15 protein-coding genes are annotated in these 14950 nt (G+C 68.9%); 5 read left to right on the top strand and 10 right to left on the bottom strand.

The genetic code is table 11. The features are described from left to right. Positions 1-7: 7 nt before the first annotated feature. From edd to RZE79_RS21965, 5 genes are all read right to left on the bottom strand, one after another. A complete protein-coding gene (gene edd, locus RZE79_RS21945) occupies positions 8-1834 on the bottom strand; it encodes a phosphogluconate dehydratase (RefSeq protein ID WP_319356821.1) in 1827 nt (608 codons plus the stop codon). Positions 1835-1950: 116 nt separating this feature from the next. Beyond that, positions 1951-2958 (bottom strand): TRAP transporter substrate-binding protein, encoded by a 1008-nt coding sequence (locus tag RZE79_RS21950; protein WP_319356822.1) that lies wholly within the window; start codon positions 2956-2958, stop codon positions 1951-1953. 59 nt (positions 2959-3017) lie between these two features. Continuing rightward, on the bottom strand, positions 3018-4298 hold the full coding sequence (locus RZE79_RS21955) for a TRAP transporter large permease (protein ID WP_153282796.1): 1281 nt from the start codon (positions 4296-4298) through the stop codon (positions 3018-3020). A 10-nt stretch (positions 4299-4308) separates the two neighbouring features. Next, positions 4309-4833, bottom strand: coding sequence for a TRAP transporter small permease (locus tag RZE79_RS21960; RefSeq protein ID WP_319356823.1), 525 nt, complete (start codon positions 4831-4833; stop codon positions 4309-4311). Continuing rightward, positions 4830-5357 carry a gluconokinase gene (locus RZE79_RS21965; protein WP_319356824.1) on the bottom strand — a complete coding sequence of 176 codons (528 nt, stop codon included), beginning with the start codon at positions 5355-5357 and terminating at the stop codon, positions 4830-4832. Before RZE79_RS21965 ends, RZE79_RS21960 begins: the two co-directional genes overlap by 4 nt. A gap of 228 nt (positions 5358-5585) precedes the next feature. Here RZE79_RS21965 and RZE79_RS21970 point away from each other — a divergent pair, with 228 nt between their 5' ends. Then, the gene (locus tag RZE79_RS21970) at positions 5586-6614 is read left to right on the top strand and encodes a LacI family DNA-binding transcriptional regulator (RefSeq protein WP_319356825.1); all 1029 of its coding nucleotides are present in this window, start codon (positions 5586-5588) and stop codon (positions 6612-6614) included. 52 nt (positions 6615-6666) lie between these two features. Here RZE79_RS21970 and RZE79_RS21975 read toward each other — a convergent pair whose 3' ends face one another. Beyond that, positions 6667-7218: an OmpA family protein gene (locus tag RZE79_RS21975; RefSeq protein ID WP_153282792.1), complete on the bottom strand. Its 552-nt coding sequence runs from the start codon at positions 7216-7218 to the stop codon at positions 6667-6669. A gap of 135 nt (positions 7219-7353) precedes the next feature. Here RZE79_RS21975 and RZE79_RS21980 point away from each other — a divergent pair, with 135 nt between their 5' ends. The 3 genes from RZE79_RS21980 to RZE79_RS21990 all read left to right on the top strand — a co-directional run bounded on the left by RZE79_RS21980 (position 7354) and on the right by RZE79_RS21990 (position 10902). Beyond that, entirely contained in the window at positions 7354-8061 is a 708-nt protein-coding gene (locus RZE79_RS21980; RefSeq protein ID WP_319356826.1) for a gamma-glutamylcyclotransferase, read from the top strand. Further along, complete coding sequence (locus RZE79_RS21985; RefSeq protein ID WP_319356827.1) at positions 8058-8597, top strand: superoxide dismutase family protein; 540 nt, start codon at positions 8058-8060, stop codon at positions 8595-8597. Before RZE79_RS21980 ends, RZE79_RS21985 begins: the two co-directional genes overlap by 4 nt. A gap of 196 nt (positions 8598-8793) precedes the next feature. Beyond that, on the top strand, positions 8794-10902 hold the full coding sequence (locus RZE79_RS21990; RefSeq protein ID WP_319356828.1) for a hypothetical protein: 2109 nt from the start codon (positions 8794-8796) through the stop codon (positions 10900-10902). A 45-nt stretch (positions 10903-10947) separates the two neighbouring features. Here RZE79_RS21990 and RZE79_RS21995 read toward each other — a convergent pair whose 3' ends face one another. Then, positions 10948-11517, bottom strand: coding sequence for an NTP transferase domain-containing protein (locus tag RZE79_RS21995; RefSeq protein WP_319356829.1), 570 nt, complete (start codon positions 11515-11517; stop codon positions 10948-10950). Between the two features lie 29 nt (positions 11518-11546). Between RZE79_RS21995 and pdxH the strand changes: the two genes are divergently transcribed. Next, positions 11547-12200: a pyridoxamine 5'-phosphate oxidase gene (gene pdxH, locus RZE79_RS22000; protein ID WP_319356830.1), complete on the top strand. Its 654-nt coding sequence runs from the start codon at positions 11547-11549 to the stop codon at positions 12198-12200. A 7-nt stretch (positions 12201-12207) separates the two neighbouring features. Here pdxH and RZE79_RS22005 read toward each other — a convergent pair whose 3' ends face one another. From RZE79_RS22005 to RZE79_RS22015, 3 genes are all read right to left on the bottom strand, one after another. Next, entirely contained in the window at positions 12208-13419 is a 1212-nt protein-coding gene (locus RZE79_RS22005; RefSeq protein ID WP_319356831.1) for an OmpA family protein, read from the bottom strand. Further along, entirely contained in the window at positions 13419-13796 is a 378-nt protein-coding gene (locus tag RZE79_RS22010) for a hypothetical protein (RefSeq protein WP_319356832.1), read from the bottom strand. Before RZE79_RS22010 ends, RZE79_RS22005 begins: the two co-directional genes overlap by 1 nt. A 133-nt stretch (positions 13797-13929) precedes the next feature. Further along, complete coding sequence (locus RZE79_RS22015) at positions 13930-14877, bottom strand: AEC family transporter (protein ID WP_319356833.1); 948 nt, start codon at positions 14875-14877, stop codon at positions 13930-13932. Positions 14878-14950: the final 73 nt, after the last annotated feature.

The following is a 14950-nucleotide window of genomic DNA, read 5'->3' on the forward strand; positions in this document are numbered from 1 at the left end:
CGGGTGTTCACAGCCAGGTGCAGGCGCCCTCTTCGGCGGCCAGTGCATTGCGGCGCATGCCGGCGAACAGTTCGCGGCCGAGGCCGCGTCCGTCGGCGAAGCGCTGCGCTTCGGGTTGCACGGCGATCTCGCGTGCGGCCCATTCATCGTCGGGCAGCAACACGGCAAGCGTACCCGCTACGGCGTCGAGGCGGATCAGGTCGCCGTCGCGCACCTTGGCGAGCGGGCCGCCAGCAGCCGCTTCGGGCGACACGTGGATGGCGGCGGGGATCTTGCCCGAGGCGCCGCTCATGCGGCCGTCGGTGACCAGCGCCACGCGGAAGCCCTTGCCCTGCAGCACCGACAGCGGCGGCGTGAGCTTGTGCAGCTCGGGCATGCCATTGGCCTGCGGGCCCTGCCAGCGCACCACGCAGACCACGTCGCGCTCCAGTTCGCCGGCCGTGAACGCCTTGTGCAGCGCAGCCTGTGAGTCGAACACGCGCGCTGGCGCTTCGATGACATGGCGGTCGTCGGGCACCGACGACACCTTGATCACGCTGCGTCCCAGGTTGCCGCCGAGCAGCTTGAGACCGCCTGTGGCGCTGAAGGGGCTCGACACCGGGCGCGTGACGGCTTCTTTCTGCAATGGCGCGGCCGGCGTCCACTGCAGCGTGTTCTCGCCGGCCAGCGACGGGATGTTCGCGAATTCGCGGATGCCGCCGGCACGCACCGTGAGCACGTCGGCGTGCATCAAACCGGCCTCGACCAGTTCGCCGATCACGAAGCCCGGGCCGCCGCAAGCCTGGAACTCGTTCACGTCGGCGCTGCCGTTGGGGTACACACGCGTGAGCAGCGGCACCACGTCGGACAGTTGGGAGAAGTCGTCCCAGTCGATGAGGATGCCGGCGGCGCGCGCCACGGCCACCCAGTGGATCAGGTGGTTGGTGGAGCCGCCCGTGGCGAGCAGCGCGACCATGGCGTTGACGATGCAGCGCTCGTCGACCATCTCGCCGATCGGTGGGCAGTTGAAGGGGGTGTCGCTGGCCTTGCCGAGGACCGAGCGCACGGCCTCGCGCGTGAGCGTTTCGCGCATGGCGTCGCCGGGCTGGATGAAGGCCGTGCCGGGCACATGCAGGCCCATGGCCTCGAGCAGCATCTGGTTGCTGTTGGCGGTGCCGTAGAAGGTGCAGGTGCCGACCGTGTGGTACGCGGCCATTTCGGCGTCGAGCAGGCCCTGGCGGCCCACGAGGCCCTGCGCCGCCTGCTCGCGCACCTTCGACTTCGCGGTGTTCGACAGGCCCGAGGGCATCGGCCCGGCGGGCACGAAGACGGTGGGCAGGTGGCCGAAGTGCAACGCGCCGATCAAAAGGCCCGGCACGATCTTGTCGCACACGCCGAGCATGAGGGCGCCGTCGAACATGTCGTGCGTGAGCGCCACCGCCGTGCTCATGGCGATGAGGTCGCGACTGAACAGGCTCAGCTCCATGCCGGGCGTGCCCTGCGTGACGCCGTCGCACATGGCGGGCACGCCGCCGGCCACCTGCGCGGTCGCGCCGTGGCGTCGGGCCTCGTGCTTGATGATGTCCGGGTAGCCCTGGTACGGCGCGTGGGCCGAGAGCATGTCGTTGTAGGCGGTGACGATGCCGATGTTGGGCGCGCGCTCGGCCACCACCTTGAACTTGTCGTTGGCCGGAATGCCGGCCACGGCGTGCGCCACGTTGGCACAGCCCATGCGGTCGGCGCCGCGGTCACGGTGCCTGTAGGCGTCGATCTGCTCGAGGTACGCGGTGCGGGTGGGGGCACTGCGTTCGCGGATGCGTCGGGTGACGGCTTGGACGGTGTCGTGGAGTGGCATGCTTGCTGGGGCTGTGAATGCGCCGGCTGGCTGGGGCCTTCATGGTAAACCCCACACCCGGCACGAAAGTGACGAAGGCGGTGCGAAACCGCCTTCGTTCGAGGGAAAAGGCCTGCTTACTTGCCGCGCACTTGCGCCACGGCGCCGTTGACCGCGTCCCAGGTCTCCTGGCCCACGGACTTGGCGATGCCGCTGTTGACGCTGGTGAGCTTCTCGCGCATGCGGTTGGCCTCGGTGGCGGGCAGTTCGTTCACCTGCATGCCCTTGGTGCGCAGTTCGGCCAGCGCCTTGGTGGCTTCCTCGCGGGTGTCCTTGCGCTCGAACTCGCGGCTCTTCACGGCGGCGTCCTGCAGCACCTTCTTCTCGGCCGGGCTCAGCGTGTCCCACCACTTCTTGCTGACGGTGACGATCCAGGGGCTGTAGACGTGGTTGGTCACCGTCAGGTACTTCTGCACTTCGTAGAACTTGCTCGACACCACGGTGTTGAACGGGTTCTCCTGGCCGTCCACGGCGCGCGTTTCGAGGGCGGTGAACAGCTCCGAGAACGGCAGCGGCACGGCGTTGGCGCCCAGCGCCTTGAAGCTGTCGAGGAACACGTTGTTCTGCATCACGCGCAGCTTGATGTCGCCCATGTCTTCGAGCTTGTTGACGGGACGCTTGCTGTTGGTGAGGTTGCGAAAGCCGTTCTCCCAGTAGACCAGGCCGACCATGCCCTTGGGCTCCAGCTTCGCCTTGACCTTCTCGCCCACGAGACCGTCGAGCACGGCGTCGGCTTCCTTCACGTTGGCAAAGAGGAAGGGCGTGTCCCACACGGCCATTTCGGGAACGATGCCCACGAGCGTGGCGGTGGAGCCGACCATCATTTCCTGCGCGCCGCCGATCAGCGCCTGCTGCATCTGCGTGTCGGAACCGAGCGAGGCGTTGCCGATGCCGCGGACCTTCATCTTACCGCCGGAAGCCTTTTCGACCTCCTGCGCGAACAGGCGCACGGCACGGCCCTGGTTGGAGTTGTCGACCAGGCCGTAGCCGAAGCGCACGATGCGCGGCTTGAAGTCCTGCGCCTGGACGGCGCCGGCGGTGGCGAGAGCGGCCACGAGGCCGGCGAGAGCGAAACGGATGCGCATGGAAGTCTCCTGAGTATCGAAAGAGGAACGGAAAAAAAGAGGAAGAAAAGGAACGGCGGTCAGTGCATCCAGGCCAGCGGTGCCGTGATGAGCGAAGGGAACAGCACGAACAGCACGGCCAGCAGCACGTACATGAGCAGGAACGGCGTGGTGCCCTTGATGACGGTTTCCATGCGCAGCCTGCCGACGCCGGCCACCACGTTCTGCACGGTGCCCACGGGCGGCGTGATCAGGCCGATGCAGCCCACGTAGATGAACATGAAGCCGAAGTACACCGGGTCGATGCCGGCCTTCATGGCCAGCGGCGCGCACACGGGGCCGAAGATCAGGATGGTGGGCGTCAGGTCCATGGCCGTGCCGACCACCAGCAGGAACACCATCATCAGCGCCATGAAGACGATCGGGTCGCCCATCACGCCGGCGAAGCTGTCGGCCAGCAGGTTGGGCAGGTCGGCCAGCGTGATCATGTAGGCGGTCACGGTGGCGGCGCCGCACAGGAACATCACCACGGCGGTGGTCTTGCCCGCAGCCAGGAAGACCTCGTACAGGCCGGCCCAGGTCAGCTCGCGGTACACGAACATCGAGACGATCAGCGCATACACCGCGGCCACCACGGCGGCTTCGGTGGGCGTGAAGATGCCGCCCTTGAGGCCGCCCAGGATGATGACCGGCATCATCATGGCCCAGAAGCTGTGCAGCAGCGCCTTCATGCGCGCGCCCCATGCCACGCGCGCCATGGCGGGCAGCTTGTGCTTGCGGGCGATCCACCACCAGGCGCCGATCAGGAACGCGCCCATCATCAGGCCGGGGAACACGCCGGCCAGGAACAGCTTGCTGATCGACGTGTTGGTGGTCACGCCGTAGATCACGAAGGGCATCGACGGCGGAATGATCGGCGCGATGATGCCGCCCGACGCGAGCAGGCCCGCGCTGTAGCCCGGCGGGTACTTCTGCTCGCGCATCATGGGCAGCAGGATGGTGGCGAGCGCGGCGGTGTCGGCAATGGCCGAGCCGCTCATCGACGCCAGCAGCACGGCAGCGCCGATGGCCACGAAGCCCAGTCCGCCGGGAATGTGCCCGACGAACGCGCGGGCCAGGTCGATGATGCGGCGCGACAGGCCGCCCGCGTTCATCAGCTCGCCGGCCAGGATGAAGAAGGGCACGGCCAGCAGCGGGAAGTTGTCGAAGCCGGCCTGCAGGTTCTGCGCAAGCAGCTGCGCATCGAAGAAGTCCAGGTGCCACATGAGCGCGACACCGGTCAGCACCAGCGCATGGGCGATCGGCATGCCGATCACCATGCCGCCGATGAGCACGATCAGGAAGAGAGCGGTGACGATCATGGGGCTGCTCTCACTCGATGTCGCCCGCGGCGCCCGCGTTCGCCGGCGGCTCGCCGCGCACGAGGTCGAACACCAGCGCCACCAGCAGGCCCACGGCCAGCACCAGCGTGGCGGCGGCACCGAGCGCCAGCGGATAGCCCAGCACCGTGCTGAAGCTCTCCATGCCGGCGACCACCTGCGCCCACGCGCCCTTCAGCAGCAGCACCATGCACCCGGCCACCAGCAGCTGGCTCAGCCAGAACAGGCCCTTGCGCGGGCCGCCCTTCAGGCGCGAGGTCAGCATGTCGAAGCCCAGGTGCTTGCCCTCGAAGGCCGCGACGATGGTGCCCACGGCCACCAGCCAGACGAACAGCAGGCGTGAGATTTCCTCGTACGACACGATGCTGGTGGCGAACACGTAGCGCAGTACGACGTTCACGAAGACCGCGACGACCATGCCGGCCAGCGCCACGACCATGAAGAGTTCGGCCAGGCGCTGGAGCGCCGGCTTGCGGCGCGCCGGCTGCGCGGAGGGAGATGGGGGAGATTGGCTCATGCGATGTCTCCGGGCGGCGTGTCGCGCCCTGTGGTTGAAGCGGAAGCAGGTGCGGCGGCCCAGGCGACGACGGCGGCCACCAGGTCGGCCATGGGCTGCGTGGCGTCGAGCACCAGCACACCCGGCTCGCCCACCGGCGATTCGAGCGTGGCGAACTGGTTCGCGACCAGCGCCGGCGAGAAGAAATGGCCCGCGCGCGACTGCACGCGCGCCAGCGCCTCCTCGTAGTCCAGCGACAGGAACACGAAGCCCAGGCGCGGCACCGCCTGGCGCAGCCGGTCGCGGTAGCGCTTGCGCAGCGCGGAACAGGTCAGCACCCGGCCGGTGCCCTGGGGCGGGGACGCCAGCAGGTCGGCCAGCCGGTCGAGCCAGCCGGCGCGGTCGTCGTCGGTGAGCGGCGTGCCGGCGCGCATCTTGGCGACGCTTTCGGGCGCGTGGTACGCGTCACCCTCGTGCAGCGTCCAGCCCAGCGCCTCGGCACAGGCCGCCCCGACGCTCGACTTGCCGCATCCGGACACGCCCATGACCACGAGGGCCTGCGGTTGAAATTTTGAGATAGCGCTGTCCATTGGAAATCAAAAAAAGGCCCGGACGGAGGCTCGGGCCAGGGCAATCGGGGTTCTCTTCCATTGTCGCTCAGAGGGGAAACGGCTGGTCTGCACCTTATTTGCAGTCGCAAACTACTTGTTAACCCTTTGATGGATAGCGCTATCCTATAGAACAATGAGATTCACCTTTCTCCGGATTTACCCTTGACCGACGCGCCCCGCCGCACCCGCCGCTCCAGTGGCCGCATCACCCTCGACGACGTGGCGCGCGCCGCGTCCGTCAGCCCGATCACCGTCTCACGCGCACTGCGCGGCGAGCGCGGCGTCGACCCGGTGCTGACCCTGCGCGTGCGTGAGGCGGCCGAGCGCCTGGGCTACGTGCCCGACCCGGCCGCCCGCGCGCTGGCGTCGCAGCGCAGCAGCCAGGTGCTCGTGCTGGTGCCGATGCTGTCCAACACCTTGTTCGTCGACCTGCTGGAAGCCGTGCACCGCACGCTCTTTCCCGTGGGCTACCAGCCCTTCATCGGCGTGACGCACTACGACAGCGCCGAAGAGGAACTGCTGCTGCGCACCTACCTCCCCCACCGCCCCGCGGGCCTGCTGGTGACCGGCTTCGACCGCAGCGAGGCGGCACGCCAGCTCATCGCGCACAGCGGCGTGCCCTGCGTGCACCTGATGGAAACCAGCACCGCGCCGGGCGTGGCCTGCGTGGGCTTTTCGCAGGTGGACGCGGGCGCCGCCGTCACGCGCCATCTGCTGGAACGCGGGCACCGCCGCATCGCCTTCTGCGGCGCGCAGCTCGATCCGCGCGTGCTGCAGCGCGCCGAAGGCTATCGCCGCTGCCTGCGCGAAGCGGGCCTGTACGACGCGCGGCTGGAAATGCTCAGCCCCGAGCGCTCGTCGATCGCGCTGGGCGCGCGCCTGTTCGAGGAGATGCTGCAGCGCATGCCCGACATCGATGCCATCTTCTTCTGCAACGACGACATCGCGCAGGGCGGGCTGCTGGCGGCCAACCGCCTGCAGGTGCCGGTGCCCGGACGCATCGCCATCGCCGGCTTCAACGACCTGGCCGGCAGCGACCAGATGGTGCCGCCGCTGACCACCATGCGCACACCGCGCAGCGAGGTCGGCCGGGCCGGCGCCGAGATGCTGCTGGGCCTGATGCGCGGCACGCTCGCGCAGCCCGGCTGCATCGAGCTGGACTACGAACTGATCGTGCGCGGCAGCACCTGAGGCGCATGAAAAAGCCCGGGCAAGCCGGGCTTTGCTGGATGCGTAGGGGCGCTCAGTCCACCAGCTTCACTTCGACGCGGCGCGCCTCGGCGTTGTTGCCCGAGCCGGCGGTGACGGCGGGCTTCTGCAGGTCGATTTTTTCGGCCGGCACGCCCAGGCCCGCGAGCACCTCGCGCACCATCTGGGCACGCTTCTTGGCGAGCTCCTCGTTGATGGCCGCGTCACCGGTGGCATCGTGGAAGCCCGAGACCACCGCCTTGCGGCCGCCCTCGACGCCCTTGATGACCACGGCCAGCGCCTCGGCGGCACCCGGTGCGAGATCGGCGCTGCCGGTCGCGAAGTAGAAGTTCACCACGTCGCCCGCCACGCGGATGCTGGCGCCGTCGGGGATCACCACGGTGACGGTCTCGGTGACTTCGGTCACCTGCACCGCGCCGCCCGGCGCGGCCGCCGCAGAGGCCGCCACGGCAGGCTTCGCCTGCACGGTCGCGGCACCCAGGCCCTTGTGCCAGAAGGCGACGCCGATCACGAACATGATCACGAGCGCGATCAATGCCACCAAAAAGCCGAGGGCGAAATTCTGCTGGCTGTCGTCGTTGTTCATGGAAGCGCGATCTCCGTAGGAAAGGGGTCGGTAAATAATGGTGCGGTGAACCATGATCACGAAATTGTAGGCGCCGCCCCCGACACCCCCGTGTCAGCCGGCGCGCCGGACCCCGGTCCGCCGGGGCTCGACCCGATGCCCCGTCCGCTGCGCGACCCGCAGCCGATGCTGGAACGCGCGATCGCCGACTGGGGCGGCCGCGACGATCTCTGGCTGTTCGGCTACGGCTCGCTGATCTGGCGGCCCGAGTTCGGTTTTGCGGAACGTCGCGCGGCCTCGGTGCACGGCTGGCACCGCGCGCTCAAGATGTGGAGCCGGGTCAACCGGGGCAGCGTGCAGACGCCGGGGCTGGTGTTCGGCCTGCTCTCGGGCGGCAGCTGCCGGGGCGTGGTGTTCCGCGTGCCGAAGGACGAAGGCCTGGAGACGCTCAAGCGCCTCTGGTTGCGCGAGATGCCGACCGGCGTGTACGACCCCAAGTGGCTGCAATGCGGCACGGCCGAAGGGCCGGTGCGCGCGCTGGCCTTCACGCTCTCGCGGCGCAGCCCCAACTTCACGGGCGAACTCAGCGACGAGCGCTACCGCCACATCTTCGCGAATGCGGTGGGCCGCTACGGCAGCTCGCTCGACTACGCGCGCCAGACCCTGCTCGAGTTGCAACGCCACGCGATCCACGACGCGGCACTGGCCCGGCTGGTGGCGCTGGCCATGGCCGAAACGCCGCAAGATGCCCCTTTCGAGGCACCGGCTGATTGCGGCGCGCCGCCGGCTCCGGTATACGTTCCGGGGTCTTCCGACAATTCATCCTCCTCATCTTCCGTTTCGTTCGACAAGGAAAAACCATGACCCATCGCCGTCTTCTCGCCACCGGCACCGCCCTCCTCGCCACCGCCGTGCTCGCCGCCTGCGGCAGCATGGGCGGCAAGCCGAGCACCACGGTCGAGCTGACGCCGACCGCCGCCGTCACGCCCAACCCCGCGCGCGGCTCGGTGACGCTCACCGCCCTCGACCACGGCGTGCGCGTGTCCGGCGAAGTACGCGGCCTGGCGCCGGGCAGCGAGCACGGTTTCCACATCCACGAAAAGGGCGACTGCGGCGACAACGGCAACGCCTCGGGCGGCCACTTCAACCCGGCCGGTGGCACGCACGGCAAGTTCTCCGCTCCCGGCAGCCATGCCGGCGAGCTGCCCAGCCTCGTGGCCGATGCCCGCGGCGTGGCGCGTTTCAGCGTCGACAACCACGCGATCTCGCTGACCGACGGCGCCGCCAACAACGTGCGCGGCCGCGCCCTGGTGGTGCACCGCGACCGCGACGACTTCACGACGCAACCCGCCGGCAATTCGGGCCCGCGCGTGCTCTGCGCCGTGATCCCCAAGGGCTGAGAACCTGTTCAACGTCTCCTGTGCAAATGAAAAGCTCGGGGACAGTCGGGGACCGCCCGCAAGCATCGGGTCCGCATTGCGTGCGGGTCGTCCGCCCAGCTCTCCAGGCCCGGGCGTTCGCAAGGACATGAAGCTGGCCTGAGGGGGCAGGCCGACCACCGGCATGGCCCCGCCGGTACCGTCTACAGTCATCGCGATGCCAAACGCCAGCGTCCTCTTTTCTCTCCACGAATTCCCCGATCACGCGCGCCCGCTCGACGAAGAAGCCGGTGATGTGACCGGGCTCGCCGAATGGTTCGATGCGGTCCCGGCCCTTTTCTTGCTGCTGGTGGGCGAGGGCCAACGGGCCTCCTCCGCCATCGGCAACTGCGACGATGCACAGGTGCTGCTGGCCGCGCCCATGAAGGACGCGCGAGCCCGTTGGCAACGGTTTCGTGCCCTCACGGCGGCCCTGTTGCCCATGGAAGCGCACACCGAGATGGACCGCATCCAGGCCGCGCTGGACGGCAGTCCCCATCCGTGGCTCGTGCTCGACACGATCGACCTCGCCTGGGACAGCAGCAACGCAGAGGCATTCGGCACGCACCTGGACCAACTGCAGGCCGACAGTGCCGCGCTGGTGGCTGCCTTGCAGCCCGAGGGAGCACCCGCGCCCTGCACCGCTGAAGCCGAGTTGCCCGAGGTGCTTCGCCCACTGGTGTCGGATTGGCGCCGACAGTGGGGCTGGTGGTCCGACCAGGTGATTGCCCGGCTGTGGGCGGTCGCGTACGAGACGGAAGACGAACGCGCGCCCTTTCTTCAGGCCCTGACGGTGGACGACTGGTGGCCGGACCTGGCCGCCTATGTGGTGCACCCACCCAATGACGCGAACGGCGGCAAGAACAAGCGCGCCGAGGCGAAGCGCCGCCCACCGGTTGGTTTGGTCACGCCCTACGGCCGCTGGCTGCTCCCTTTCGAAGCGGGAGCCACCTCCGTCTATCAGGGCCGCGCGAGCGGCCCATGGGTGATTGCCCTGCGCGACGACACGGACAAGACGAAAAAGAAAAGTGCGCTTCCTTCCGTCGCCAGCGGACTGATGGACCGCAACGGCGTCTGGCGCTATCCCGTCGGCAACCTGGGCTACGCAGACGTCGTCGCTGAAGACTTGCTGTGGGCCGAATTTTCCGGCGAACCGGAGGCGGGGGGACAGTTGGTGCGCATCAGCACCGGGGAAATCCTGCACACCGGCGTGACCTCGGCTTTCCAGAGCGACGACGGCTTGCTGCGTCTGCGCGACGCACAAGAGCGCTCGGCCGTTGCGAGCGCCGACGGCGCGCGCATCCTCGTGCCTCACCGCTACGAGACCGTCAGAAACTTCGACACGCGCAAACGCTGGGCCGTGGTGGCGGATTCGAAGGGACGCGAAGGCGTGGTCGCCCTCGATGGCCGGGAACTGATCCCGTGCAAGCACGGGCACATCGCGCGCGGTAACCGCGACGCGCCGCCCAAGGTCTACGGGCGCAACCGTTTCATCGGCCTCGACTTTGCGCCCATGCAGCTCACGCTCTACGACACCGAAGGCCGACCGGTGAGCACCGCCATGCACTTCTGGACGGATACAGGCAACCCGATCGTCGAAGGCGATCGCCTGCTGACCCTGAACGAGGACGGCCCGGATGCGCAGGTTCAGTGGGTCGATTTCGACGGGCAGGTTCTCGAACGCACCGGCATGACCCGGGCCGAGTTCCACGAAGCGCGCCGGGAAGGCCGCAGCCACAATGCGCGGCGCAAAAAGTCAGTCGCAGATACCTCCCTGCAGGCGATCTGCGACGAAGCCGCCACAGGCCGGGGCTGGCTGGCAGACCTGATCGGATGCGTCTGGCTTGGCGACAAGACAGCGGGCCAGGCGGCGCTGCAGGCGCTGCTCGACCAGCTGCGCGCGGCGATGGCGCCCGAAGCCGGCCCCGACGCCGTCAACGCCTTGCTGTGGGGCGTAGACAACCCCAAGGAGGGGCTGGTCTATGCGGTCACCGGCGGTTCGCCCCTCTTCACAACCTTCGACTGGAAAGACGGCGACGCGGTCAAGTCGCTGGCCCTCCCCGTCCCGGGCAATGCCTGGGACGGCTTCCAATGGGAACCGCTGGACAACGGCGATGACATCACGGAGGGCCTGGACGCAGCGCGCAAGCATCTCGCCCCGCACGGCTATGCACTGTATGAGTTACAGAGTCTGGGCGACTACTACGCGGTCGGCGCGGTTCGCACCAAGGACCGGAGCCGGTTCAAGAAACTGGTGGGGCAGGCCGAGCTGCAACTGGTGATCTAGCGTCCGGTCCCGGCGAGACCTGCGTGTTGCAGGAGGACTTGACGTTCAGGCACCTGCGCGCGCCTGCCAGAGCACCTCGGCCCGCGCCAGCGCCTCGGGCGTGTCGATGTCGGTCACGACGCCGGCATCGTCCACCACCAGATCGACGACCGAATCGATCGCGCGCATCGCCCGCAGCACGGACGATGCGCCCATGTTCCCTTCCAGCGCCGCCAGCTGCGCCCAGCAGCCCGCCGCAAAGCCCACCGGATGCCCGCGCTCGCCCCGGTACTGCGGCTGCACGGCATTCACGCGCCCACCGAGCGCGGCGGCCACGGCCCGCAGCGTGGCGGGCAGCACCAACGGCAGGTCGCCCGGCAGGATGAGCCAGCCCGCCGCATGGGGCGTGGCGCGCACGGCGGCGGCAATCGAATCGCCCATGCCGGGGTGACCGGCATCTTCCAACCGCCACGGCAGGCCGCTGGCGCGCACCGCATCGAGCGTGCGCTCGAGCACCGGCTTGCCCGCGAGCAGCGCCTTCAGCTTCGAGCCCGTGCCGCCGGCCGCGATGAAGCGCTCGCCGCGGCCCGAGGCCAGCACGATCACGGTCGGGGAGTTCGCCTCTGTCGTCGTCATGGGCCGAGTATGTGCGCAACAATCCCGGCATGACTTCTCCGCTTTCCAAAGACGCGCTGGCCGCGCTGCGCAAGAGCTACGAGCGCGCCGAGCTCGACGAGACCCGCAGCGCCGCCGACCCGCTCCTGCAGTTCGAGCGCTGGCTCACCGAGGCCATCGGCGCACAGATCCCCGAGCCCAACGCGATGACGCTGTGCACCGTGGGCAGCGACCTGCGACCGTCGAGCCGCATCGTGCTCATCAAGGGCTACGACGCGCGCGGCATCGTCTGGTACACCAACTACGACAGCCGCAAGGGCCGCGAGCTGTCGGGCAATCCGTATGCCTCGCTGCAGTTCCACTGGGTCGAGCTGGAGCGCGTGGTGCGCATCGAAGGCCGCGTGGAACGGGTCAGCGCCGAGGAGAGCGACGCCTACTACGCCAGCCGCCCGCTCGATTCGCGCATCGGCGCCTGGGCCAGCCCGCAGAGCGAAGTGATCAGCGGGCGCGACGTGCTGGTGAAGAACGCCGCCGTGTACGCCGCCAGGCACCTGCTGTCGCCGCCGCGTCCGCCGCACTGGGGCGGCTTCCGGCTGGTGCCCGACCGCTGGGAGTTCTGGCAGGGCCGCAAGAGCCGGCTGCACGACCGGTTGCGCTACCGGCTCGAAGGCGCCGACTGGATGCGCGAACGGCTCGCGCCCTGAGTCCGGATCAAGCCTCGCAACCAGCGACCTTGAACTCGACGCGCCGATCCAGCGCGTCGCTCGCATCGTCGGCGCCCGTGCCGACGATGTTCTCGCGAAAGCCCATTCCGGCTTCGCGCAGCTTCTTCGACAGCGGCGGCGCCTCGCCCACCAGCCGCGCCTTGACGCTGGTCGCGCGCTGCAGCGACAGCCGCTCGTTGACCGCTTCCGAGCCCGTGCGGCTCGTGTGGCCCGTGACCACCACGCACGCATCGATCTGCGCCGCCTGCCGCGCGATCTGGCGCAGCCACATCGGGTAGGCCGCGCTGATCTTCGGGTCGGCCAGGAAGTCGGTCGAGCCCGGCTTGAACAGGAACTTGACGCTCAGGTTGTTGCTCTCGAGCCCCAGCCGCGCCAGCGTGCCGAAGGTGCGTTCGGCATCGGCCGTGCGGCCCAGCTGCGACTGCGTGAGGTACAGCCCGCTGTAGATGCGCAGCTGCTGCCCGTCGGTGCGCTTCGACGCGGCCTCATAGCGGCTCAGGGCCTCGCTCATGCGGCCGGCTTCGTAGGCGGCGGTGGCTTCCTGCAGCACGGTGGCGGTCGGCAGGCGCTCCAGGTAGAGCGCATCGGCGGCCTGCCCGGCCGGCGTCTCGGCGGTGCGGATGTAGCCCTCCACGCCGCGGTCCTTGCCGTTGACCGGGCTGTCGCGGAAGAAGGCGGTGGGCCGCGTGTCGAGCGACGCGTCGCTGATGCGCGCGACCGACTGCGCGATCACCATGCCGCTCTTGATCTCGGTCATCGCAAGGTTCAGCCGGTACGGCGCACCCGAGGCGTCCTTGTCGCGCACCAGCGTGCCGTTGAGCACGTACTGCGCGCTGCCGATTTCGTTGGCGTTGAACGGCGTCACGGTGAACTGCTTGAACTGCGCCTGCATGCGCTGCACGATGCGCTGCTCGGCTACGCGCGTCACCTCGGTCTGCTGGCCGCTGGCGCCTTCGAGCAGCGGGTCGATCACGATGCGGCGCTGCGACAGCGTCGACTCCACCTTGGCCAGGAAGGCCGGCAGTTTCTGGGTCTGCACCATGAGGTCGTCGACCGCCTGCGTGACGGCCTGGTCGAAGGGCATGGCGCTGCTGGGCGCGGGGCGGTGCGCGCAGGCGGTGGCCAGCAGCGCGGCGGTACACAGCAGCAGCACGCGCCACAAGGTTCGGGGGACGGCGGTGTTCGTCTTCGCGGTCATCAGCACTGGCTCCTCAAAATGGTCATGTCCTGGTCCGACAGCGGCTCGCCGACGGCGGCGCGCATGTTGATTTCGCTGCAGCGTTTCGATGGCACGGAGCGTCGCTCGGCGGGCTCGCGATGCGCCTCGGGCGCCGGGGCAGCGGTGGCGGTGATCTGCGGTCGCGGCTTCGGTGCCGGCCGCACGACGGCGGGCTTGGGCTCTGCTTCCTTGGCCTGCGGTGCCTCAGCCGGTTTGGGAACCGCCAGGCACGGCGTGCGGCACGGCTTGGCCTCGCCCGCCGCATGGGCGCGCGCGCCGTGCAGCGCGACCACCGTCGCGACCACCGCCGTCACTGCAAGGGCAAGGGGCGAAACGCGCGCCGGGTAGATCGTCATCAGCCGGCAAATGTAGGGGCGCGAACGCCGCTCGCCAGCCCACCAAACGGCCAGCCCTGCCAAACGGCATAGGGCTACCGCTGTCGCCCAGTCGGGCAAAAGTTCGCGAAAAGCGCGGAGAAAATGGGGGCCGTCAGGGCAACCACTGCACCCAGACCATCACCAGCGTGAGCGTGCCCAGCGCCAGCACGGTCGACACGGCCACGCTGGCCGTGACCAGGTCTTCGGCGCTGCGGTAGCGCTGCGAGAACAGGAACACATTGGCGCCGATCGGCAGCGCCGCCGCCACCACCATCACGGTGAGCGGAATGCCGCGCACGCCCAGCAGCCAGCCGATGAGCGCCACCAGCAGCGGATGCACGAGGTTCTTCACCAGCGCCTGCACCAGTGCGCCGCGCCAGTGGCGACCGATGGGCGTGAGTGCGAGCGTGATGCCCACCATCACCAGCGCGACCGGCCCGAAGGCCTGGCCGAGCAGCTGGATCGGCTTGTCGATCACCTCGGGCATCACGAGCCCCGTCTGCGCGAACAGCAGGCCCGCAATGATCGGCAGCGGCACCGGATGGATGATGGCGTTGCGCAGCGCGCGCAGCACGGTGCGCACCATGGAGCGGCGCTCCGCCCCGCTCGCCGCATGCTCGCGCGCCACCGCCAGCTCGAGCACCACGGTGGCGCTGGTCATGAGCACGAGCGAATGCAGCGAGATCAGCGTGAGCAGCACCACCATGCCGGCCTCGCCGTAGGCCAGGCCGATCAGCGCGATGCCGATCATCACGGTGTTGCTGTAGGTGTTGGCCAGCGCGAGCACCGCGCCCGTGCGGTTGAAGCCGCGCCACGCGAGCGTGGCCGCGAACAGCAGGCCCGAGGCGATGAAGTACGCGGCCACGGGCTTGAGGCTCAATTCCTGCACATGCACCGTGCTCATGGCACGGAACAACAGCGCGGGCGCGAGCAGCAAAAAGATGAGGTTCGACAGGTCTTTCACCGCATTGCCGCCGATCCATCGGCGCCGTCCGGCGAGGTAGCCGGCGGCGATGAGAAGAACGACGGGGAAGAGCGAGGAAATGACGAAGGAATTCACCCGGCGAGGATAGCCGAGCGATTTCGGCCCTTGCCTTGCTCCTTCCCCCTCTGGGGGAAGGTTGGGATGGGGG

Origin of the sequence: Variovorax sp. EBFNA2 (assembly GCF_033802765.1) — a bacterium.
Classification (GTDB): domain Bacteria; phylum Pseudomonadota; class Gammaproteobacteria; order Burkholderiales; family Burkholderiaceae_C; genus Variovorax; species Variovorax paradoxus_H.